This is a genomic window from Demetria terragena DSM 11295, from assembly GCF_000376825.1.
GTDB classification, from domain to species: domain Bacteria; phylum Actinomycetota; class Actinomycetes; order Actinomycetales; family Dermatophilaceae; genus Demetria; species Demetria terragena.
On the sequence record NZ_AQXW01000004.1, the window covers coordinates 376451 to 399398 of the forward strand.

General features: G+C 65.0%; 23 protein-coding genes. 7 read left to right on the forward strand and 16 right to left on the reverse strand.

Going from position 1 to position 22948, the window contains the following annotated elements; translation table 11 throughout:
- Positions 1–32 precede the first annotated feature (32 nt).
- Positions 33–1295: a class I SAM-dependent RNA methyltransferase gene (locus F562_RS0105950; protein WP_018156020.1), complete on the reverse strand. Its 1263-nt coding sequence runs from the start codon at positions 1293–1295 to the stop codon at positions 33–35.
- A 94-nt stretch (positions 1296–1389) separates the two neighbouring features.
- Between F562_RS0105950 and F562_RS0105955 the strand changes: the two genes are divergently transcribed.
- Together F562_RS0105955 and F562_RS0105960 are read left to right on the forward strand one after the other, a co-directional pair.
- Positions 1390–2055, forward strand: coding sequence for a potassium channel family protein (locus F562_RS0105955; RefSeq protein ID WP_018156021.1), 666 nt, complete (start codon positions 1390–1392; stop codon positions 2053–2055).
- On the forward strand, positions 2055–2753 hold the full coding sequence (locus F562_RS0105960; RefSeq protein WP_018156022.1) for a potassium channel family protein: 699 nt from the start codon (positions 2055–2057) through the stop codon (positions 2751–2753). The genes F562_RS0105955 and F562_RS0105960 overlap by 1 nt, the downstream gene beginning before the upstream one ends.
- On the opposite strand, the gene F562_RS0105965 is transcribed toward F562_RS0105960, so the two are convergent.
- The 6 genes from F562_RS0105965 to F562_RS0105990 all read right to left on the reverse strand — a co-directional run bounded on the left by F562_RS0105965 (position 2734) and on the right by F562_RS0105990 (position 7042).
- Entirely contained in the window at positions 2734–3123 is a 390-nt protein-coding gene (locus tag F562_RS0105965; protein WP_026181043.1) for an OB-fold nucleic acid binding domain-containing protein, read from the reverse strand. The two genes, F562_RS0105960 and F562_RS0105965, sit on opposite strands and share 20 nt — an antisense overlap.
- A gap of 3 nt (positions 3124–3126) precedes the next feature.
- The gene (locus F562_RS0105970) at positions 3127–4014 is read right to left on the reverse strand and encodes a DUF3710 domain-containing protein (protein WP_018156024.1); all 888 of its coding nucleotides are present in this window, start codon (positions 4012–4014) and stop codon (positions 3127–3129) included.
- A 5-nt stretch (positions 4015–4019) separates the two neighbouring features.
- Positions 4020–4508, reverse strand: a complete 489-nt coding sequence (dut, locus tag F562_RS0105975) for a dUTP diphosphatase (RefSeq protein ID WP_018156025.1) — start codon at positions 4506–4508, stop codon at positions 4020–4022.
- A 2-nt stretch (positions 4509–4510) separates the two neighbouring features.
- Complete coding sequence (locus F562_RS0105980; RefSeq protein WP_018156026.1) at positions 4511–4810, reverse strand: DUF4193 domain-containing protein; 300 nt, start codon at positions 4808–4810, stop codon at positions 4511–4513.
- A gap of 158 nt (positions 4811–4968) precedes the next feature.
- Positions 4969–5820, reverse strand: a complete 852-nt coding sequence (locus F562_RS0105985) for an inositol monophosphatase family protein (RefSeq protein WP_051080154.1) — start codon at positions 5818–5820, stop codon at positions 4969–4971.
- A gap of 1 nt (position 5821) precedes the next feature.
- Complete coding sequence (locus F562_RS0105990; protein ID WP_018156028.1) at positions 5822–7042, reverse strand: ferrochelatase; 1221 nt, start codon at positions 7040–7042, stop codon at positions 5822–5824.
- A 135-nt stretch (positions 7043–7177) separates the two neighbouring features.
- Here F562_RS0105990 and sepH point away from each other — a divergent pair, with 135 nt between their 5' ends.
- Positions 7178–8515, forward strand: coding sequence for a septation protein SepH (gene sepH / locus F562_RS0105995; protein WP_018156029.1), 1338 nt, complete (start codon positions 7178–7180; stop codon positions 8513–8515).
- 9 nt (positions 8516–8524) lie between these two features.
- Here sepH and F562_RS0106000 read toward each other — a convergent pair whose 3' ends face one another.
- The 6 genes from F562_RS0106000 to F562_RS0106025 form a co-directional block, all read right to left on the reverse strand.
- Complete coding sequence (locus F562_RS0106000; protein ID WP_245553618.1) at positions 8525–10012, reverse strand: MFS transporter; 1488 nt, start codon at positions 10010–10012, stop codon at positions 8525–8527.
- A 194-nt stretch (positions 10013–10206) separates the two neighbouring features.
- A complete protein-coding gene (locus tag F562_RS0106005) occupies positions 10207–10890 on the reverse strand; it encodes a thymidine kinase (protein ID WP_026181045.1) in 684 nt (227 codons plus the stop codon).
- Positions 10891–10901: 11 nt separating this feature from the next.
- The gene (locus F562_RS0106010; protein ID WP_018156032.1) at positions 10902–12032 is read right to left on the reverse strand and encodes an alkaline phosphatase family protein; all 1131 of its coding nucleotides are present in this window, start codon (positions 12030–12032) and stop codon (positions 10902–10904) included.
- Positions 12033–12035: 3 nt separating this feature from the next.
- On the reverse strand, positions 12036–12638 hold the full coding sequence (locus tag F562_RS0106015) for a DUF5998 family protein (protein WP_018156033.1): 603 nt from the start codon (positions 12636–12638) through the stop codon (positions 12036–12038).
- Between the two features lie 52 nt (positions 12639–12690).
- Complete coding sequence (locus F562_RS0106020) at positions 12691–15366, reverse strand: bifunctional acetate--CoA ligase family protein/GNAT family N-acetyltransferase (RefSeq protein WP_018156034.1); 2676 nt, start codon at positions 15364–15366, stop codon at positions 12691–12693.
- A gap of 44 nt (positions 15367–15410) precedes the next feature.
- Positions 15411–17324 carry a hypothetical protein gene (locus F562_RS0106025; RefSeq protein ID WP_026181046.1) on the reverse strand — a complete coding sequence of 638 codons (1914 nt, stop codon included), beginning with the start codon at positions 17322–17324 and terminating at the stop codon, positions 15411–15413.
- A 50-nt stretch (positions 17325–17374) separates the two neighbouring features.
- On the opposite strand from F562_RS0106025, the gene F562_RS0106030 reads away from it, so the two are divergent.
- On the forward strand, positions 17375–18085 hold the full coding sequence (locus tag F562_RS0106030; RefSeq protein WP_026181047.1) for a type 1 glutamine amidotransferase: 711 nt from the start codon (positions 17375–17377) through the stop codon (positions 18083–18085).
- Complete coding sequence (locus F562_RS18245; RefSeq protein ID WP_051080156.1) at positions 18085–18729, forward strand: nitroreductase family protein; 645 nt, start codon at positions 18085–18087, stop codon at positions 18727–18729. The genes F562_RS0106030 and F562_RS18245 overlap by 1 nt, the downstream gene beginning before the upstream one ends.
- Here the strand turns inward: F562_RS18245 and F562_RS0106040 are convergent.
- On the reverse strand, positions 18702–19751 hold the full coding sequence (locus F562_RS0106040; RefSeq protein WP_040385519.1) for an alpha-hydroxy acid oxidase: 1050 nt from the start codon (positions 19749–19751) through the stop codon (positions 18702–18704). The genes F562_RS18245 and F562_RS0106040 overlap by 28 nt on opposite strands.
- An 18-nt stretch (positions 19752–19769) precedes the next feature.
- Here F562_RS0106040 and F562_RS0106045 point away from each other — a divergent pair, with 18 nt between their 5' ends.
- Together F562_RS0106045 and F562_RS0106050 are read left to right on the forward strand one after the other, a co-directional pair.
- Positions 19770–20588 (forward strand): LLM class F420-dependent oxidoreductase, encoded by an 819-nt coding sequence (locus F562_RS0106045; RefSeq protein ID WP_018156039.1) that lies wholly within the window; start codon positions 19770–19772, stop codon positions 20586–20588.
- A complete protein-coding gene (locus F562_RS0106050; RefSeq protein ID WP_018156040.1) occupies positions 20585–21163 on the forward strand; it encodes a dienelactone hydrolase family protein in 579 nt (192 codons plus the stop codon). Before F562_RS0106045 ends, F562_RS0106050 begins: the two co-directional genes overlap by 4 nt.
- On the opposite strand, the gene F562_RS0106055 is transcribed toward F562_RS0106050, so the two are convergent.
- Both F562_RS0106055 and ectB read right to left on the reverse strand, forming a co-directional pair.
- The gene (locus F562_RS0106055) at positions 21164–21553 is read right to left on the reverse strand and encodes an ectoine synthase (RefSeq protein ID WP_018156041.1); all 390 of its coding nucleotides are present in this window, start codon (positions 21551–21553) and stop codon (positions 21164–21166) included.
- A gap of 22 nt (positions 21554–21575) precedes the next feature.
- Positions 21576–22892: a diaminobutyrate--2-oxoglutarate transaminase gene (gene ectB, locus F562_RS0106060; RefSeq protein WP_018156042.1), complete on the reverse strand. Its 1317-nt coding sequence runs from the start codon at positions 22890–22892 to the stop codon at positions 21576–21578.
- Positions 22893–22948 lie beyond the last annotated feature (56 nt).

Here is a 22948-nt window from a genome sequence, read left to right on the forward strand (position 1 = left end):
CTTGGTCACAGCACTGGCCGTCTCCGAGGCGGTCAGGGCGTGCGTGGCACCAGGATCGCGACGCACTCGACGTGATGCGTCATCGGAAAGATGTCGTACGCGCGCAGACTCACCAGGTCATACCCGGCCTCGGTCGCCGTCGCGAGATCTCGGGCCAGCGCCGCGGGGTCACACGCGACGTAGCCGACCGCCCTTGGTCGTCCCGCAAGGACGGCAGCGGTGACCTCCCGCCCGGCGCCAGTCCTGGGTGGATCCAAAATCACGACGTCGGCATCCTGGAGTTCGGGCGCGGTCAAGGCCCAATCCGTCACATCCGCATGCACGGGTCCTGCCCAAGGCGTCGCGCGAAGGTTGGTACGCGCGTGCGCACTCGCCGCGACGTCACCTTCAACCGCGACCACTGATCCTTCGGGACCAACCTCGCGAGCCATCTCCGATGCGAACAATCCGACGCCCGCATAAAGATCGACTACGCGCTCCCCCGCCTTCGGCTTCACGCCCTCTCGCACTGCATCAACGAGAGTGCGCGCCGCGCCCGGATGCACCTGCCAGAAGCCGTCTGCCTCGACGGCAAAGGACAGCTCATGGTCCTCGAACCTGACCTGCTCATGCACCGTCGGTGCGGCTTGTCCTCGCTCAATGGTCACGACGTCCCCACCGGACACCTCGACAACTTCGACTCTGCCGATGTGGGGGTCGAATACGTCCTGCAACACACCAGATTTGGTGACAGGCTCCGTGGCGATCAAACAGTCGTCGACGGGAATCACGTCGTGCGAACGGTGCCCGCGCAGGCCCGCGCGCCCGTTGCGTTCCACGGCCAATTCGAGCCGGGTACGCCAGCGCAAACCATCACGATCGCCCGGCACCGGTTCAACTTCAACGTCAACCTCAAGGTGTGCGAGGCGTTTCAGTTGTTCTTTGATCACTCGCGCCTTGAGGTCTCGCCCGTATGCGGCGTCCGTGTGCTGCCAGTCACAGCCGCCGCAGCCGCCCGGCCCGCTGACGGGGCACGGCGCGCTTCGGCGCTGGGGTGCCGGACGCACCACATCGATCGCATCGGCGCGCAGGAAGGGCGAGGTGTCGGTGCCGGAGGTGACCTGGGCGATGACCAGTTCGCCGGGCAGCGTGTGTCGCACAAACACGACCCGGCCCTCGTGGCGAGCTACGCAATGGCCACCGTGGGCCACATCCCCAATGTCTAGTTCGAGACGTTGACCGACGAGTGAACGCCCCTTGGGTTTGCGCTGCTGACCTCGCTGAACACCACGACGTCCGCGGCGGGGCGCGTTCATGGCGGTGCTCCTCTCGCGGCGGGGTTGACGGTCACCGGTGGGTCAGCGTACGCCGCGGTCCCAACCCTGCACGGGCAGGAGTAGCGTCCAGGTCGTGCATGTCGTGATCATGGGATGCGGCCGAGTCGGCTCCACCTTGGCATTGAACCTCGAGAAGTTAGGGCACACGGTCGCCATCATCGACCGTGACCCGTCGTCCTTTCGACGGCTCGGCGCCGAGTTCAACGGGCGCCGCATCGAAGGCATCGGCTTTGACCGCCGGACACTGACGGCCGCCGACATTGGGTCCGCCTACGCGTTCGCCGCCGTCAGCAGTGGCGACAACTCCAATATCATCGCCGCGCGCGTCGCCCGCGAAACCTTCGGGATCGAACACGTCGTCGCGCGCATCTATGACCCCGGCCGCGCCGAGATCTACCAACGTCTCGGCATCCCGACGGTCGCGACGGTGAAGTGGACGGCCGACCAGGTCGTGCAGCGGATCGTCCCCCAGGGCGCCCGAGCGGTGCATACCGACGCCAGCGGCCAGGTGGTCCTGGTCGAAGTTCCCGCTCATCTGGGATGGGTCGGAATGCCCTATGCCGACCTCGCTGCTCGGACCGCGAGCCGCATCGCGTACATCACCCGCCTGGGTGAAGGAACTCTCCCCAAGGACGGCATGGTGCATCAACAAGGCGACTTGGTACACCTCCTGGTCCGGAGGGACCAGCTGCATCGGGTAGAGCAACAACTGGCCCAAGACCCTCGCGGGGAGGCCTGATGCGCGTCGTTGTCGTCGGTGCTGGAAGCGTCGGGCGCTCAATCGCCCGCGAGTTGATTGCCAACGACCATCGCGTGTTGCTCATTGATCACGATGTCGACGGCGCCAACACGAACGCGGTGCCGGATGCTGCCTGGCTGCTCGCGGATGCCTGTGAAACTGCGACGTTGCGAGAAGCAGAACTGGACCTCGCCGATGTCGTGGTCTGCGCCAGCGGCGACGACAAGGTCAACCTCGTGGTGTCGCTTCTGGCCAAGACTGAGTTCGCGGTCCCTCGGACCGTGGCGCGGGTCAATCATCCCCGTAACGAGTGGCTGTTCACCGAGAGTTGGGGCGTCGATGTTGCGGTCTCCACGCCGCGCCTGATGACCGCACTCGTCGAGGAAGCGGTGAGCGTCGGCAACCTGGTCAGGCTGTTTGAGTTCCAGCAGGGGCACGCCATGATGACGGAGATCACGCTGCCCCACGACAGCCCCTACGTCGGTCGCACCGTCGCCGACCTGGAACTGCCACCCGACACGGTGCTGACCTGCATCTTGCGCGATCAGCGTCCCATCGCGCCGCGGGCGTCCCACACCATCCACGCGTTGGACGAGCTCCTGCTCATCACCTCGCCCGATGCCGAGGTGAACCTGGCGGCGATGCTGACCGGCCGATCACCCGCCGACATTCGGATGGTCACTGCCGACGACGATTAGCCAGGCAGGGTCGACCTGGTGCGACCAGGTCATAGTCGGGGTTGTAGATCGTCGGGTTACCGCGGTCGACGCAGACCCGCCCCCTGGCGTTGATGCGCCGGCCAGGTTCGACCCCGGCAATCTCGCGCTGACCGAGCCAGACGAGCAACACGGTCGAGCCGTCGTCATCCAAGTCGGCGACGAGCGCCGGCACCCCACCGGCGTACGAGCGCATCGACGCCGCCCGCACCGTTCCTGACACGGCGACGTACTGCCGATCGCGCACGTCGCAGGCGCGAGTCGGCTCGACATCAGCGCGAGGCTGCAGCACTACGGCGGGCTGAGTGGGCGACGATGTCCACCGCTCGAGCGTTCGCAGCCAACGCTCCACCGGTCAGCGGACCTCGGTGATTTCGGGACCTCGCTCGAACGGCTTGAAGTCACCGACTTCCTTGTCGCGGGTGTCTTCGGCGCCCTCAACTGGCTCAATCGGTGCTGGCGCCTGCTCCAGAAGTTCGGCAGGAATCGTCAACTCCAGTAGCTCACGAGGAGCACGCGCTTCCCCGCCGCGCGTCACGATGGCGTCGCGCACAAAACCCAGGAAGGGCTCTGCCGCATCGTCCTCAACCGCTGCCCGACCCGACAACACACCGCGGATGAACCAGCGTGGCCCGTCGACGCCGATAAAGCGCACCGGGGTGTAGGTCGTGCGGCCGTTGGCACCCTTGGCAGGCATCCGGGCGTGCAACTCGATCCCGAGGTCGCCTTCCTTCTCCTCGGCGGTGCCACCGGACGCGATCAGGTTGTCCGCCAGCTCATCCCGAATGCCATCCCAGACACCCGAAGATTTCGGAGCGGCAAAGACCTGGACCTGCAAAGCCGACTCGTCCGCTGCGACAGTCACGCCAGTGACGTTCTGCCCCTCTTCATCGACATCGAGGCGGAGTTCGCTGCCGGCGAACGGGGTCAAGGTCAGCGCGCCGAGATCCAGTTTGTCGGTGGTGTCATCCACCTCGGATGAGTCGAACGGACCATTGGACCGATCGAGGTCATAGGGCCGCGGGAGTCGGACCCGGTCATCAGACTCATCCTCAGCGTCGGTTTCCTCGCGTGCCTCATCTGATTCGTCAGACTCGTCTGCTTCGCCGCTCGGGTCTTCAAGGTCTGCGCTGTCCGAAACGTCTTCGCCGTCAACGTCCTCGCCGTCAACCTGCTCGAGTTCGGCGTCGGTCTTGACGTCCTCGACCTCGTCCACGGCCTTCTTCCGTCGGAAGATTCCCACGTCGCTCAATCCCTCGATGCTGTTGTCGACGCCGATGACGGGTCCGTCACCGACGATCCGAAGCCACCACTGGCTCCGTGGCCGCTCGCGCCGCGCTCGCTGTCTGGCAAGGCCGCGACATCGACCAGGTCTACATTCTCCACCCGCTGAACCACCAACTGGGCAATCCGATCACCGCGACTCACAGTGAAAGTGTCGCGCGGGTCGCAGTTGATCACATTGACCTTGATCTCGCCGCGATAGCCGCTGTCCACGGTGCCTGGACTGTTCAGCGTGGTCACGCCGTGTCGAGCCGCGAGACCCGACCGCGGGTGCACAAATCCGGCATAGCCCGCCGGCAGCGCAATGGCGAGACCGGTGTCGACCAGCGCCCGCTCACCGGGCGCCAGCGTGACGCCTTCCCTGGCGTACAGGTCCAGCCCAGCGTCTCCCTCCCGCGCATAACGCGGGAGGGGTAAGCCTTCATCGAGACGATGGACCGGTACGCGCAGCACGTTCAGACCGCGCAGTCCGAGCAGATCGGGAGGCCGTTCTCCTCGCCTGCCAACTGGCTGCGGTGGTGGACGAGGAAGCACCGTCCACACGTGAATTCGTCCGCCTGACGCGGCAAGACGCGTACTGACAGCTCCTCCCCTGACAAATCGGCGCCGGGCAACTCAAAGCCCTCCGCCTGCTCGGTTTCGTCAACGTCGACGCTTCCCGAGCTCTGATCCACGCGCCGCGATTTCAACTCTTCGATTGAGTCCTCATTGAGCTCATCGTCAGTCTTGCGCGGTGCGTCGTAATCGGTCGCCATGCTCACTCCTTCTCACGAGACAGCCCCAAACTGTCGTGGCGTGGTTCGGCGGGGATTGTGCCCCATTTCCCACCGGCGCCAACACCCGGGTCGGGCTGATGCGCTCACATAACGTCTGAGCCGCGCTCAGCATTCCCGGAAAAATGCCGAGAATGGGCCTACGACACGCCGCCGCGATCCACTCGTGGTCGCAGAGCTTCCACGAGTGACGATGGGCCCGCCACCATAAGGGTCTCGTCGGCCGGACCACCCGCCGACCCCTGCAACACGCCGCCCGCCTCGGTCAGGATCAAGGCCCCGGCCGCCATGTCCCACACCTTCGGGCCCGATTCGTAGTAAACGTCGACCCGGCCAGCGGCGACCGCCACCAGATCCAACGAGCACGCGCCGAATCGGCGGATGTCGCGGATGTGGGGTAGCAAACCAGCGAGGACCTCACCCTGGCGGGCACGGACCTGAGCGTCGTACCCGAAGCCTGTTGCCACTAAAGCCATCGCCAGGTCCGACTGCACGCTCACCTGCAGCGGCACAGACGTCCCGTCGGCGGCCAACGCATACGCTCCACCACCCTGTCGCGCGTGATAAGCCATCTCGGCGCGCGGGTCGTAGACCACGGCTGCTACCGGCTCCCACCCGCCGGGGACACCCACGTCACCGACGCACGCGGCGACGGATACCGCGAAGGCAGGAATGTCATACAAGTAGTTGACCGTGCCGTCGATGGGATCGAGAACCCAGGTGATGCCGCTGCTGCCCGCCACGTCGTCACCCTCCTCGCCGAGGATCGCGTCGTCTGGCCGCTCTCGCGCCAGGCGATCGCGAAGGAGCTCCTCGCTGCGTTGGTCCATCACGGTCACCACGTCCACCACGCTGGACTTGGTCGCCGCCACACCGAGGTCATGAGGCCGCTTATCGATCACCAACCGGCCAGCTTCCCTCGCGATATCGCAGGCCAGCCGTTCGAGGCCTCGTACCTCGTCCTCGGTCAGGTTCCCGTTGCTCAAGCCCATGTCAGTCCCGTCCGCACAGAGCGGGTCGCGATTCACGCAAATTGGGGCAACATCCTGGAGCACAGACTGCAGGCATCGCCTCACCCGGCCAGGCTGGGTGCGCCACGTTCTGGCCCTCAGCCTCAGCGGCACGTTCCTCCACGAGGTCAATCAACCCGCTCACAAACTCCGGGTCGACTCCCACCGTCGGGGTGCGGACCATGGTGAGCCCGAGCTCGCGGGCAGTCTCTGCAGCCTCCGTATCGAGGTCGAAGGCCACTTCCATGTGATCACTGATGAAACCGATCGGGGCGATGGCCACGTGAGTCACGCCCTGCTCGTGGATCTGGCGTAGGTAGTCACTGATGTCGGGCTCAAGCCACGGCTGGCTCGGCGGCCCACTGCGCGAGCAATAGACCAAGGCGCCATCGAGCGAGCGATCCAATGTTGCGCTCGCTTCGTCGAGGATCACGTGCGCCAACTCGTCGTGCTGGTGCCAGTAGAGGTTTCCCTCCCCGTCGCCAGGGCCGGAGGTGTCGTCCATCCCGACCGGCACCGAGTGGGTGACAAAGGCCACGCGCAGTTTGGTGTCATCGGGTTCATCCAACTGCCGGACGCTGTCCGTGACGAGGCGCGTGTTGACGCGACCAAACGATGGGTGTGTGGCGTACTGGCGCACCTTATCCACGACCAGTTCCCGCCCCTCCTCGCGCAACTCCGCCACGGCATCCGCGAGATTCTCCCGGTACTGCCGGCAGGAGCTGTACGACGAGTACGCGCTCGTCGTGACCACCAGGATGCGGCGCACCCCGGCGTCGGACGCCTCGCGCAGCACATCGGTCAGGAACGGGTCACTGTTGCGGTTTCCCCACAGCACGGGAGTGACATAGCCCCGTCGTCGTAACTCACCGTGGAGCTCCTGACGCAAGGCGCGGTTCTGATCGTTGATGGGGCTGCGCCCGCCGAACAAGAAGTAGTGCTCGCCAACTTCCTCGAGTCGCTCGTCCGGGATATCTCGGCCAGCCGTCACCCGCCGTAGGAACGGCATGACTTCCTCGGGCGCCTCTGGCCCCCCAAAAGACAGCAGAAGCACGGCGTCATAGGGCTGGAGGCGACTCTCCTGCAACTGCTCGCCGACGTCGGGCTCGGCCTGGATCTCCCCCGCAGGCGGATCCGCGGAGATGTCCGATGGGCCCGGTTCTGCCGGCTCTGCCGGTTGGGCCTGTTCAGGCGGTGGTGGCATGGTCACAGTCGAAAACGCTACCCGCGCGGCGTGCCCTGCCTGCGCTCAGGTCGTTCGGCTGGCATCCTGCCGGTTAAGTGCGCGCAGCCTGCGAGCAGGCGCGGCGGCAGGGACGATGTGAGGAACACGAATCTGATGCAGAATCTGCGACTGGTCGGGATTCATGAGGACGGCCAGCATGTGCTGCTGTCCGATGACGACGGCGGCCGATTCCAGGTACCGCTGGATGACGCCCTGCGCGCCGCTGTTCGGCGGGAGCGGCCGCGACCGGCCGGTGACCGTTCGGACGCTGAGCACGAGCCCATGCGCCCCCGCGAGGTGCAGGCCCTCATTCGGACTGGGGTCCCGCTCGAGGAGGTCGCCGAGCGATCCGGCTGGGATCTCGACAAGGTTCGCCGCTACGAGCCCCCCATCAGGGCCGAGCGTGACTATGTGGCGGCTCAAGCACGCGCCCTCGAAGTACGTGACCGCACCGGTGCTGCCACGTTGGGCGAACGGGTGGCGCTGCGCCTCACGGATCGCGGCGTCGACTCCGAGCGTGTTTCGTGGGATGCCTGGAAAGAAACGGATGCGACCTGGAAGGTGGTGTGTCTGTTCCCCGCGGGAGGTCGGGAACGTCGTGCCAGTTGGCGGTTCACGGCCGCCGACCGGGCCGTTATCCCGACGGACGACGAGGCACGCTGGCTCGGCGAGGACGAGCACGGCACCGCCCCGGGCGCACCGGCTCCTCTTGCCGCCAAGTCCTCCCGCAACGCCGCGGTCTATGACGTCGAGGCCGAAGGTGGCGTCGCTGCAAAGGTCCGCGCTCGGAGCGGCACGTCTCGCCCAACCTCACCCACGGTGAGCGAGAAATCGGACAGCGCCGAGCAAGGCGCCGTCGACATGGTCTCGGTCATGCGGGAGCGCGCAGCGTCGCGACGGCGCAAACCGCAGCGTCGTCCCTCACCGACCGACACGCCGATCCCCTCAGAAGGCATGCCCGACGAGGCACGGCCGGTGACCGACCTCGATCTGAGCGATGTCGAAGAACCACCGCAGGCCTCGCACGCCGCGCCGGATGACCTCACGCCCGAATCTTCCGACGTCGAAGCCGGCGACACCGACGCCGTGGATTCTGCCGACGCTGACGAAGCACCCCGACACGACCCTGTGACGGGAACACGCGACCTCTTTGAGGACCTTGAGGAGGTTTCCGAAAGCAAGGCCCACAAGGCATCCCGCCAGCGCGGCCGAGGGCGTAATCGCCGGACAACGTCGTCAGAGCCAGAGAAGGACCAGGCGCAGGCCCGCGACGCTGAACCCGTCGACGTGCCCGTCGAGGTGCCAGACGAGGAGCCAGACGACGCTGTCGAGCCGCCTGCAGAGCCCGACGCATCACCTGAGGTGCCCGACCGGCAGCGGTCAACGCGCAAGGGACGACCGAGCGTACCCAGCTGGGACGACATCATGTTCGGGTCGCGCCGCGAGGACTAACCGGGGCGACTAGGCCTCCGGACCAAACCGACTCCGCCAACGATCGCGACGATCGTCGGCATCGGGGGCACCCCTGCGCGGTGATGGTTGCCACGGGTCGTCACGTCGAATAGGCACCGTGGACTCCTGACCGTCGTGATCATGGGTCGAGGACCGCACCGGGCCCGGTCGCGGCTGGTCGCTGGGCCGACGCCGACGTCGGCTCCCCGGGTGCCGCCGCGCAGGAAAGGCATGGCCCCTGCTCCAAAGCATCACGGCAATCGTCCACAGCGCCAACAACACCGCGGCCGTCGTCATCCCGATAGTGGCCGACATCGGCAACAAGACGCCGACAAGCCCGCCGAGCACCCAGGCAAGTTGCAAGAGGGTTTCCGAGCGGGCGAACACGCTAGTACGAATGCGCTCGGCCACGTTGTCCTGGATGAGCGCATCCAACGCCAATTTGCCCATCTGCTGGCCGATGCCCGCGACCAGCGCAACGGCCACCGCGGTAAAGATGTTGAACCACACCGCGGCAACGACCGCGATCGCGGCATCGGCACACAACGAGACCAGGATGATGACGCGCGGTGCGCTCGTTCGGACCAAGGCCCCAGTCATCGTGCCGATCGCGTTACCGACACCGGCAGCGCCCACGACCAACGTGAGGAGCAGAGTCCCGCGTCCCTCCCACCCCGGGAAAGGCTCTGCCCGCAAGAGGAACGCGAGGTAGATCGTCAGGAACCCGGAAAGCCAGCGCAGGCCGGTATTCGCCCGCAAAGCCGTGACCAAGACCCCGGGGACTCCGCGGCGAGTGCCACCCTCGCTCTCGGCTGCCAGGTCACGCATGGCGGCTTGTTCTTCACCCTGCGCGGAATCTGCTGCAGCCGGAAGCATGACCGCCAGGATCGTGCCAATGATGAAGAGGGCAAATCCGACCCGTAACCCCCACTCGGCGCCAAACTGCGCGGCGACGCCCGCGAGACCTCCCCCGATGGCCGCGCCTACGGTGCCAGCCAACGACAGCCGACCATTGGCCTTGACCAAGGTGAGCTGAGCCGGCAGCAGCCGTGGCGTCGCTGACGATCGGGTAATGAGATAGGCCTTAGAGGCAACCAGCACTCCCAAAGCTGCAGGGAACTGCCAACTGGACTGTTCGCTAATGCTCCCAGCCAGCACCCAGCACAGGAACGCGCGCAGCGCCAAGGTCGCGCCGATCGACCACCGCCGGCCATGTCGGAAGCGATCCAGCAAGGGGCCGATCAGGGGCGCCACGATGGCAAACGGCAGCATCGTGAGCAGGAGGAACATCAGGACTTGGTCCTTGGCCTGCCCTTGCGGCACCTGGAAGAAGAGAGTCCCCGCCAGCCCGACCATGACCGCGGTATCACCAGCCATGGAGAAGGCGTGCACCTGGATCAGCCGGGACAGTCCGGTCTCCCCCGCGCCTTCGGCTTCAGTGGCCCGGCGTGCCACCCGAGCCGTACCTCGCCCGGCGGCGGCCGTCGCACGCCCCACGGCAGCCACCCCTCGCGCGGCGGACGACGCGGCGCCCCGTGCGGTGGACGCGCGCGAACCGTGAGGCCGGTCTGGCGACTCGGGCTGGCGTGGCAGTGGCCGCGTTGACGGATGGGAAGGTTGCGGGCGAGTCTGACCTGACTCGTCGCCGCGATAAGGACCTCGGGGCCCGGCACCTTCCTGCATGCCTCCCATTATCTGCTGCCTGTGCCAGGCAAGGGGCACAGATCAAGATCGAATGGCAGCGTGTCGAGCCATTCTGCGTGGGCACGGGCGGCGTGGGAGGTCATGCGGCGCATGTAGTGACGGCGGCACAGGACCTCGTACTCCACCGCGAGATCGGGACTGGTCGCGGTGTCCCCGACGACGACCTGCTCCCCTTCCACGACCATGTCGCCGTCGATGACTCGCGCGTTATGGGTCGCCTTCCGACCACACCAGCACAGCGCCTCGACTTGCGGGACTTGCAGCCGGTCGGCGAGCTCGATCAACCGTTGCGAACCGGCAAACAGTTGGGTCCGGAAGTCGGCGGTGATACCGAAGGCATAGACGTCGATCTGCATCTCATCGACCAGAGCCGCAAGTTGGTCGACCTGGGCGGGCGTGTAGAACTGCGCTTCATCACAGATCAGATAGTTGATCTGGTGCCCGAGGGACACATGACGGACCACGAGTTCCCAGAGGTCGACGCTGTCGGACACCTCGAGTGCCTCTCGCGACAATCCGAGCCTCGAGGAGAGCACCGCGGTTCCAGCGCGGTCCAGTTTGGTCATGACCAATCCGAGGCGACCACGCGCCCGATGGTTGTGGTCCATCTGCAAGGCCAACGTGGACTTTCCACAATCCATTGTTCCCGCGAAAAAAACCAACTCAGCCACGAGAGACCACTCTAGGAGGTCGCCGGAAGGTGGATCATCGGCACCTGGATCTCATCTTCGGTCAATGAGCCATGCTGGCCGAGAAGGTCGATCACGACGCGGCGCATCACCCGAGAATCCACGACACCGATCGGCTCGTGGAAGGCCACCACGACGTCGCCGATTCGAGGCAGCACTCGTTCATGGACCGGACCGAACCAGCCGTCAGCGATGGCCTGCTCTCGGGTACGCACCCACGCCTGCGCGCCGAACCTCTCGGTCCAGGTGTCGAGGACGTCGTCCGCCGCGCCAGGCTCGCAATACAACTGGAGCGCGCGCATCTCGCCGCCCACCACCGCGACACCGGAATCAAGCTCGGGGTCCGCCGCGACATCAACGCGACCATCGCGCGGGATATCGACCATGCCGTGATCAGCCACCAGAGTGAACGAACATCCCCGCGGGAGCGACCCTGCAAGCCGCCTCATCTCGGCATCAACATGCTCCAACTCGGTGCACCACGCTGCGCTCGTGCAGCCATGCACGTGGCCGGTGCGGTCCAGCTCACCCCAATAGAGATAGACCAGAGATCTCCGGTCGGCGCGCAAGGCTGCCAGGGTTGCATCGACTCGCTTGGATAGCGTTCCGGCCGAACGGAATTGCGCTCCCCGTAGCGCTGCCCGGGTTAATCCAGAACCGTTGAAATAGGCCGGAGCAACCATGGTGGTCGCAATGCCGGACTCTGCGGCACGCTGCAGCCAGGTCGGCTCCGGCTGCCACTGTTCTGGCCTAGGCCCGAAGTCCCAGGAGAGCTCGTTGAACAACTCCCCAGTCTCGGGGTCACGCACCTGGTAGCCGGTCAGACCATGGATGCCGGGAGGCAACCCCGTGCCGAACGATCCCATGCTGGTCGCCGTGGTCGTGGGAAAGCCGACGTTGAGCGGGCGAGTCTCCGCGAGCACGGCGCGCATGAACGGCGCATGTCCCCTGTTGCGCTCCAGCAGCCGCAGTCCAAGGCCGTCAATAAGCACCACGACCGCTCGATCCGCGGGGGCGAGCGTAGGCCCGCCCGATTCGCGAGTCACGCCCAGCGAGTCGACCACCGCAGGGAGAACTCCCGCGAGGCCACCCTCGTCATATCTCGGCAGGACCGGCTGGACCATGGCTCAGTGCTGGCCCACGGCGGCCGATAGCGCTGCCGAGAAGGTGTAGGCCTGTTGCAACACCTGGTCGCCATCGGCATCGGCGCTGATGCGCAAGGAGATGTCGTCACCGGTGATGCTGCCCTCGAAACCGTGATCTAGTTGGCAACTGGGGTCCGCACAGTTCGCGGGGATCAAATCAACCCGGGACACCGTCCCCCATCCGATGGTCAGGGTGAGATCGCGTCCGAGGCTGCCCGCGACGTACTGATCCGGGGCCGCGACGAGGTGCGCGAGCATCACGCCACGGATCAGCCGCAAAGGCACCGTCTCAGTGGTCGCCGTTGCCACGGATTCGGCGCCCATAGGCGCACTCAGGTCGGGTCCGTGATCATCGGCATGGGCGATCACCAGACGAGAGTCAGTCAGCGCCAGCACGGTGATGTGACGGCGAACGGCATCGTGATCAAGGGTGGTCTCCTGGTGCACCAAGTGCGTACGAACAGGCTCACCAGCCAGCGCCGCCCCCAGCACATCGCTCACCAAGATCGGGTAGTACCCAGCCCTCTCGATATCGCTCAAGAGTTCACGAGGCAAGGATTCGCCGGTGGTCAGATGTGTGGCCATGGGCGCCATCCTCGCATCACCGCGATGGTGCACACACGAGCATCGGCGAAGTTCAGGACAACGAACGACGTCCGGTGTCAGCGCGCTTCTCTGGCGGCGCGATGGTGACCGAGGCCCCTAAGACCTCGGTCCCGCCGGGCCGCGCGTTGACGGGATTGAGTTCCAGATCCGCAATCTCCGGATGGTGATCGGCAAGGAGTGACACGCGGCTCAGCAAATCCTCCAGCGCTGCGTGGTCGATCGGCGCGGCGCCACGATGCCCATTGAGCAGTGGGGCCGCCTTGACCGATCCGATGAGGTCCTTGACGTCACCCGTCGTCAACGGTGGCATGCGATAGCCCACATCATCCAGAAGTTCCGTCGGCGCCCCCGAGAGGCTGAACCGGACCACCGGGCCAAAGAGCGAGTCCTCGCTACTCCCCACCACACATGCCACGCCGGGCGAGGCCATTTTCTGCACCACGAACCGGTTTGCGTGCAGCGGCGCCAACCGATCGTCAAGGGCTGCATATGCCTCCCGCACCGACGCCGCGCCACCGATGTCGCCACGGAACGCCGTGACGGGTTGATGGCGCACAAGCGGCGACACTGATTTCAACGCGACGGGATAACCCAACTGATCGGCTGCGGCCACTGCTTCCTCGGCATTATCGACAGGGTGCACGGGCCACAGGTCGATGCCGTACGACGACAGCAACTCGGCCACCTCGTCGGGCCGCAGTCGGCGCCCTTGCGGGCTGTCGGAAAGCACGTTGGCAATCAGCGCTTCGACGCGGGCCCGCTCGATACCCTCCGGGTTGACGAGGTGGCCGCGGTCGCGCTGCAACCATTCGCTGTATCGGGTGACCGCGCGGAGTGCGCGGACTGCGTCCTCGGGCATGGAGTACGACGGGACTCGTTCGACACTCCCGTCGGCGCGCTCTGCGGTCAACACCTCTGGGATTCCATGGAGACCGAGAAAGGTTGCTACACAAGGCTTTTCGTGTTCTGTTGCGGTCGCAGTGACGGCGGCTGCGATGTCTCCGTCAGCGGCGACCAACTGGGGAATGAATGCCGTGATCACGGCATCCACGTCAGGATCGGCGAAGGCCACACGCAAGGCTTCTGCGTAGTCGGCGACCACGGCATCCGCAGGGAGCGCGACTGGACCGTGGGTAACATCGAGGCCATAACTGCGCGCTGCATCTGCGGCCAATACGCCGAGTGCGTCGGCATTGCCGACCACCGCGACGCGCGGACCAGCCGGCAACGGCTGGGTGGTCACCAGTTGCGCGACATCGAACATTCGATGGGCACTGTCCACTCGTATGACGCCTGCCTGGCGCATCATTGCGCGAAACGCCTTCGCGCCGTGCTTGGTCGACCGGACATTGTGCCCACGGGGAACACCGTTCGCCGACATGTCGGTCTTGACGACGATGACCGGCTTCTGGGTGGACAGCCTCCGGGCAATGCGGGAGAACTTCCGTGGGTTGCCGACCGATTCCAGATAAAGGCTCACGGCCTCGGTGTGTTCGTCATCGAACCAGTGCTGCATGAGGTCATTGCCGCTGACGTCGGCGCGATTACCGGCCGATACGAAGTCCGACACTCCGAGATTGCGACGCGCGAGCAAATCGAGCATCGCCACGCCGAGAGCTCCACTCTGGGTGAACACACCAAGCGTTCCGTGTTTGGGCATGGTCGCCGCGAGTGAGGCGTTCAGCGCCACGTCGGGATGGGTGTTGATGAGGCCAAAACTGCTCGGGCCAACGATGCGCAACCCGTGCCGGCGTACGACCCGCATCAGGGCTTGCTGCCGCGCCTGACCTGAGGTTCCAGTCTCCGCGAATCCGTTGGACAACACCAGGACGCTGCGCACGCCGTGGCGAACGCACTCCTCAGTTGCGGCGAGCGCGTCATCATCGGACACGGCGATGACGCCAAGGTCGACCATTGGCGGCAATTCGCTCACGGAGCGATAGGTCGTGCACCCCTCAAGTTCAAGGTCGTGGTCGGCCACGGCGTACAGATCCCCGCGGTAGCCGCCCCCCACCAGGTGGCTCAGGACCTGCCGGCCAACCGATGCCGCGTGGGAGTCCACGCCCACGACCGCGACCGAGGTCGGCGCCAGCAGAGCCTTCACACTCAGCGACTCGGCACGTTGCTCTCGCTCGGCACGAACCTGCTCGCTCTGATCCGTCGGGCGGATATCGAAGGCCAGCTCGACCACGCCGTCGTCGAAATGTTGGGTGACTTCGTAGCCCGCGTCCTTGAACACGGCTAGCATTTTTCGGTTCTGTGGCAGGACGTCGGCGACGAATCGCTCGATCCCTTGCTCTTGTCCGATGGCCGCCAAGTGCTCCAGCATGACCGATCCGACGCCTCGCCCTTGGAAATGATCGGAGACGTTGAAGGCCACCTCCGCGGCGACGCCCTGCTCGGCATCGAGCCGGTCGAATCGGGCGATTCCCACGAGGTCGTCTTCGACCATCAACACCAACGCAACGCGCGAGTGATAGTCGACATTCGCGAACCGGTGAACTTCTCGATTCGACAATCTCTTGATCGGCGCGAAAAACCGCAGATAGATGGACTCATCTGACTGGCGTTCGTGGAACCGGTGCAGCGCGTCCGCATCCTCTGGTGTGATCGGGCGCAACTGCGCCACGCTGCCGTCACGGAGGACGACATCGGCCTCCCATTCCTGGGGATAACCAGCCGGCAGTGGAGCATCAGCCTCGGTCATAGACCCCATGATCCACTAGTCAGCATCCGGGTTCCGGCAAGACATCACGGCGTGGCAGCCGATGTGGTGGATGTCGCACTCGACGGTCGCTGCCTTGGGTCGAGCAATGTCCACTTCTTGCCAAAGTCAAGGGAACGCCAGATCGACGGGCCCGTACGCGTCAGGGCCAGGACCTCAGCACCTCCCGGCGCGCCCGTCCAGTCGATGCCTTGTGCAGGCGGCGCTGGGTCGGTGACAGGCCGCCACGTCTTGCCGCGGTTCTGGGTGACTTGCAGCATTCGACTTGGCGCGGTGACGCGTGTCGGCCCTGAGACCTTCCGCGGACCGCCCGTGGCGACGACTAAGCGCTGGTCATCGATCGCGGCGAGAGACAGTCGGCCTAGGCGTGGCAGTGCTATCGGGGTTGAACTCGCGGCCGTCCAGGTCTTACCGTCGTCCTCACTTCGGACGAGGCGATATTCGGCCTGGTTGCCACGAATCACTCCACCGCACAGAGCGAAGAGTTTCGACGAGCCGTTGGTCGTCGAGGTCAGGGCCTCGAGTGGATCATTGGCGCAGGCCGGGCCCGAGCCCACCGGAAGAAGTTCCTTGCCGACGAGCCGCCACGGCGGGTCGATGTTCCCGTCCACGCGATAGGGCTGGACAAACACCTCCCCGTCGGACAGCACCAGCTGAGCAGAGTCGATCGGACGGTCTCCGGCGAGTTCCAACACCGTGGCCGGAGCACCCAGATCCGGCGAATTGGCATCGGCACGGGACAGCATGAGAGGACCGGTGCACTGGCCCTGGGAGCACCCATCCGCCGAGAGGACAACGACAGTGCCTTGCGAGATCGCCACATCGAGCACGGTCTGTCCCGGCCGAGAAAGTTGGATCTTGTAGAACGTCTTGCCTGCGTCGCTGGTCCGCCACAGATCTCCACCAAACGCGAATCCGACGGTAGGACTGGCGAACCGGACCTCGGTTACCGCGCGGCTCGGCTGAATCCGTGGAACTTCATCGCTGGCGACGGCGGCCGTATCCGAATCCTCGAACCGATGCACTGTGCGCCACGTTTTTCCGTGATCAGCCGAGCGCACCAACGTGGGGCACACGTCGTCAACGTCGCAACTGCTGGCGCCCATCGCGAAGACCGTCTTTGCATCGGCATGCGCCAGCGACCAGGGCACAAAACTGCCTGGCACGGACCTCACCGGCTGGGGGCCAGACGTCGGAAGCGGCCTGTTGCCGGACGCTTGCCCATCCTCATCTTGGGTGGCTTCTACGTGGTTTCCGGCTTGAACACCGCTGTCCCCAAAGGGATTCTGCTGCACTGACCAGACAAAGAGGAGGATGGCGATCACTCCCAGCGCGCCGGCACCGGGCCAGAACCATGACCGAGTCTCGCGACCGGCCTCGTGCACGATCTGCTCCCAGTGATCGGCCGTTGCGGGCAGCGGGTGTACGGCCGAACGCTCGGCGATGAAGAACTCCTCGATTTCCTCGTCGGACAACTCCCCCACCTGTGCGGTGAGTGCGGCCTTCGCGTCGGCGATATCCCGTCGAGTGCTTTTGCTGTTATTGGACGTCGTCGCGACGATCTCAGCCACGGACAGGCCCGCATACCAATGGAGTAGGAAGGCTTCCCGGGAGCGCACTGGCAACGACATCCCGACCGAGTGCGCGGTACGCGCCGAGGTGTCATTGGGTCGGAGCGCCCGGGCCGCCGGGCGGACTGGCGATGTCCCTTCCTGCGTCCAATGGTCCAGCACCGCACGCAGCACCTGCGCATAGAGCGTTGATCGAACGTCCTCGGGGCTCTTGTTCTGTTTGAGCAGTTGAGCGAAGGCGTCGATGACTACTTCGTGGGCCAGGTCAGCGTCAAGGATGAGGCGTTCGGTCCACCCGACGATCGCGCCGAAGTGCAAGTCAAAGGCATCGCGAACGACCGCCACCGCGTGATCGGGGTCGGGTGTCACGTCAGCCAGTATGACCGAGACCAGGTCGCGACTCGTGGCACAGTGGCCGAGTGACCTCGACTCCAACAGTGCTCATCGTGCAGAACACCTCCGGAAGCGGTCCCGGACAGTTGCCAACCTGGATCGAGCAGGCCGGCGCCGTCCCTCGCGTACTTCGTGCCTTCGATGACGTGGCCGTGCCGACGGACCCGGGCGACGCGGTGGCCGTCATCCTTCTCGGCGGAGGCCTCATGCCGGATGCCGACCTCGATCATCCGTGGCTGCCTGCAGAGCGTGAGCTGATTCGTTCCTGCCGGGCTCGTGCCGTTCCACTGCTGGGCATCTGCCTTGGTGGGCAGCTCATTGCGCACACCTTCGGGGGCGCCGTACGTGCCAAGCAACTCGATCGAGCTGAGGCGGGAGTCGTTGCCCTTAACCTCCGGCCAGAGGCTGCCGACGATCTCCTGTTCCGCGAGCTCCCGAGCCCCGTCCCGGCCATGGAACATCACGAGGATGCCATCGTTGACCTTCCCCCAGACGCCGTATGGCTCGCCTCCACCGAGGTGTGCCCCATTCAGGCGTTCCGCCTTGATTCCTTGTGGGCTTTGCAGTTTCACCCAGAGGCGCCGGGGAGTCGGGTTGCCACCTGGAACAGGGAGGAGCTCGCCGGACAGGGCTACGATCCCGACGCACTGGTGGCCGCAGCACAGCAGGCATCGGATGAGCTCGAGCGAGTGTGGTCGCGGTTCATTACTCGCCTGCTAGGGATCTCGGCCGCCTGATGGAGACTCAGCGCGCGATCCGCGCTCGGCGAATGATCCGGCAGTTCGACCCGGACCGGCCAGTCGATCCGCAGGCACTGCACCGCATCCTCACCCTTGCGCTGCGAGCGCCCAGCGCAGGGTTCAGCCAGGGGTGGGATTTTGTGCTGCTCACCGCGGCGCAGGATCGCGAAGCGTTCTGGTCGGCGGCGACAGATTCGGACGTTCCAGACTCATGGCTTCGCGGGGTCATGTCCGCACCGGCACTCGTGGTCTGCTGCTCGGACAAGGCGGCCTATCTTGAGCGATACGCCCAGCCAGACAAGGGTTGGACCGATCAGGACGACGAGCGCTGGCCAGTTCCTTACTGGGACATAGATGTGGGGATGGCGGCGCTCATCATGCTGCTGGTCGCAGTCGATGAAGATCTCGGCGCCCTGTTTTTCGGCGCGCACGTGCCCACTCACGCCGCCGTCAAAAACGCCCTTGCCATTCCCGTCGACCGCACCATCGTGGGCATTGTGGCCCTCGGATACCCGCAGGAGAAGAAAGCCAGCGGGAGCGTTCGAGTACGACGTCGACGGCCTACCGAGGAGGTCGTGCACCACGGTCGCTTCGGGATGCCATACGACCCCGTTCAGCCTCCGGCTAAGGCATCCGAATAAGGCGTCACCAACGACCGATCGAGGTCGGCCAGGCAGGTCGAGCCAAGCAATCCCATGACCTCGGCGGCTTCGGCTGTCAGGCCATTCACCACCTCGGCCACTCCCGCAGCCCCGTTGCATGCCAGCCCATAGATCGCGGGTCGACCGATCAGGACGGCTGCGGCCCCAAGAGCGAGTCCGATCGCTACGTCGGCACCCGTGCGGATCCCACCATCGACCAGGACCGGCACCTGACGCCCGACGGCTGACACCACCTCGGGGAGCGCACGCGCCGTCTCAATGGTGCCGTCGATCTGTCTGGCACCGTGGTTACTCACGATCACCCCGGCCGCCCCGGCGTCGACGCATGACTGCGCATCATCCGCACGAACGACGCCCTTCACCAGGACGGGAAGGCCAGACAACTCGGCCAGCCAGTTGATGGCGGCGGGGGTGATGCTCGGGTCCGCCACCAAGTCATCGATCGAGCGTCCCTCCATATGCTCCCTGACGTTGGCCATCGCGACCTCCTCCGGAACAGGTCCCGCTTCACCACCGCGGGCTCGACGCGAGACGTAGGGAGTGTCGCCGGTGAGTACGAGGGCCGTGCTTCCGGACTCAACCGCGCGGCCGACCATCTCCTCGGTGATGCCTCGGTCTGCCGTCACATAGATCTGCATCCACCAGGGACCGGCTTCGGCGGCGACGTCTTCGAGCGGCGTCGTGGACCGGGTCGAGAGGCACAGCAGGGAACCGGATTCTCGGGCTCCCTTGGCTGTCGCGAGCTCACCCTCAGGGTGGTACGCACGATGGCAGGCAGTGGGAGCCACCAAGATCGGCGTCTCAAGGTCGTCACCCAACAGCGTGCACGACGTACTGATCGTCGAAACATCTCGGAGCACCCTGGGCCTGAATCTCCATGACTTCCAAGCATTTTCGGCCCGTCCAAGACCGGCTTCACCGCCAACACCTGTTTCCAGATAGTCCCAGGCTTCGGGTGAAATGAGCCCTTCCGCACGCAAGCGCATGTCCCGAACGGTCATAGTGAATAGCATGGCACGATGACGACTCGCCCTATCCGTATCGGTGTCCAGATCCAACCGCAACATGCCGACTACCCCGCTATCCGCGACGCGGTGCGCCGTGCAGAAGATCTCGGCGTTGATGTGCTCTTCAACTGGGACCACTTCTTTCCCCTGAGCGGTGACCCCGACGGGCAGCACTTCGAATGCTGGACAATGCTGGCGGCATGGGCCGAACAGACCTCCCGGGTCCAGTTCGGAGCCCTCGTCACGTGCAACAGTTATCGCAATCCGCACCTGCTCGCCGACATGGCGCGGACGGTCGATCACATCAGCGGCGGTCGACTGATCTTGGGACTTGGATCCGGGTGGTTTGAGCGCGACTACACCGAGTACGACTACGAATTCGGCACTGCCGGTGGCCGGCTCGACCATCTCGCCGAAGCCATACCGCAGATGCAGCAGCGGTTCACTGCACTCAACCCGTCGCCGACCCGCGACCTCCCTGTCCTCATCGGCGGTGGCGGCGAGAAGAAGACGCTCCGACTGGTGGCCGAGCACGCCACCATCTGGCATACCTTCGCTGGCCCGGACGTTCTCGAGCACAAACTTCAGGTGTTGGGTAGGCACTGTGCTGATGTCGGCCGCGACCTTCAGGACATTGAGGTTTCCGTGGGCGTGGGAGGCAAGGGGCGCGAAGGCCGCTCCCCCGAGGCGCCCGAGGTGGAGGGCGAGCCATTGCGCGCCCTAGGCGCAACCTTATTCACCATGGGCACCAACGGACCGGACTACGACTTGGCGCCTGTTGAGCCATGGCTACGTTGGCGCGATGAGGTCAACGCTAAGTCGAACGGATGAGCCACCTTCTGCTGCTCCACTCGGCACTCGGTCTGCGGCCGGCGGTTCGCCAAGCCGCTGAGCGCCTGCGCGAGCGTGGGCACACCGTCCACACCCCGGATTACTACGACGGGCATGTTTTCGATGATGAGGGCGAGGGCATCGCCTATCGGGACGAGATCGGAGCCAAAAGCCTCTTTGCACGCCTGGGCCCAGTCCTCGACGCGGTCCCAGCAGATGCAGCCCTCGCGGGTTTCTCACTCGGATCGGCCTTCGCGCAAAATCTCGCCGGTCAGCGTTCGGCCGCGCGGGCGGTGATCCTCCTACACTCGGTCGGCGCCCCGCGCGGGCCGTGGCCCGGCCAGCCCGTTCAGGTACACCGGTATGCCGACGACCACTGGATCGATCCGGCTGACGTCGAGGCGTTGGGTGCCGCAGTCCGTGCGAGTGGAGCATCGTTCGAGGACCATGTGGTGCCTGGCCGCGGACACTTGTTCACTGATTCGGAGACAGCAGATGGCGACGCCGGTGCCACCGACGCCGCCATCAACATGATCGATGTGCTCCTCTCCCAGGAGCCCATCAACAACCCGTAATCAGTCTTCCGTGATCAGCGGGTAGACACCGTTCTCGTCGTGCACTTCCCGCCCGGTGACCGGAGGGTTAAATACACATGCCGTGCTGATGTCGGTCTCGGCCTTGACCGTGTGCTTGTCGTGCTTGTCGAGCAGGTACATCGTGCCGGGACGCAGCGGAAACTCTTCTCCGGTATCACGATTCACCAGTGTTCCGGTGCCTTCATAGACGAAGACCGCCTCGATGTGATTTGCATACCACATCTCCGTGTCGGTGCCCGCCTTCAGCACCGTGTGGTGGAAGGAGAAGCCGACCTTGTCGGAGGCCAGGACGAATCGGCGGCTCCGCCAGTTTCCGTGCTGCACGTCCCGGTCGGTGTCGTTCAGTTCTTCAAGGTTGATGACCTTCATGTATGTCCTTTCGTGGAGTAAGTCAGGCGGCGGTGACTGCGCGGGTTGCGTCGCCGAGAATGCCAAGTCCGCGGTCCAAGTCTGCATTCGAGATCGTCAGCGGCGGCATGATCTTGACGACCTCGCCCTCCGGACCTGACGTCTCGACCAGCAAACCTCGGTTGAACGCCTCAGCGGCGACCTTGCCTGCGACCTCGACGTCATCGAAGTGCAATCCAACCAGGAGGCCACGACCTCGGAAATGGCCACCCGTTTCGCTGCCCAGGGCCTCCAGACCACGGCGCAGTTGATCGCCACGTTCGCGAACACTCGCCGCGAACTCCTCATCCGCCCAGAATTCTCTGAGGGCTGCGGTTGCGGTGACGAAAGCCGGGTTGAAGCCGCGGAAGGTGCCGTTGTGCTCACCCGGCTCCCAGAGGTCCAACTCTGGACGCAGCAGGGTGGCAGCAAAGGGCAGACCTAGTCCAGACAGAGATTTCGACAGGCACACGACGTCCGGAACGATGCCAGCCTCTTCGAACGAGAAGAACGTGCCGGTACGTCCACAGCCAGCCTGCACATCGTCAACGATGAGCAGCACCTCAAAGCGGCGACACATGTTCTCCAGGGCTTTCAACCACTCGACTCGGGCAGCATTGAGGCCGCCCTCACCCTGCACGGTCTCGACGATCACCGCAGCGGGCACATCAACACCAGAGCCACTGTCGGCCCAAACCCGTTCCAACCAGAGGAAATCGGTGGTGTCGCCACCGAGGTAGTCGTCATAGGGAGCAGTGGTCGTGTGGTGCAGCGGGATGCCGGCGCCACGACGCTTCATCGAGTTCCCAGTGACCGCAAGCGAACCCATGGTCATGCCGTGAAAAGCATTGGTAAAAGACACGATCTGTTCGCGCCCGGTCGCCTTGCGCACGATCTTCAGCGCCGTCTCGACGGCATTCGTGCCCGTCGGCCCTGGGAGTTGGACTCGGTAGTCGAGGCCACGCGGAAGCAAGATGTACTCCTCGAATGCCTCCAAAAACTCGCGCTTGGCAACCGAGTACATGTCCAGCGAGTGAATCACTCGGTCGGTGCCGAGGTAGTCCAAGAGCGCCTTCTTGAGCACTGGATGATTGTGCCCGTAGTTCAATGCGCCAGCGCCAGAGAAGAAGTCGAGGTAGGTCCGTCCGTCAGCAGTGGTCTGCTCGGCGCCGGAGGCCGTGTCAAAGACGACGGGCCAGGAACGGCAATAGGAGCGCACAACGGACTCGCGGCGTTCGAAGACCGAGGTCTCCTGGTCGTGCATCGTGCTCACCGCCGAATCACTGGTCGTCGCAACGGGCGTGGTCTGAGTGGTTGTCATCGTGCTCCTTGCTCGGACACACAACGTGCCCGTCTGGGGATGGATGGGAAAGGTCG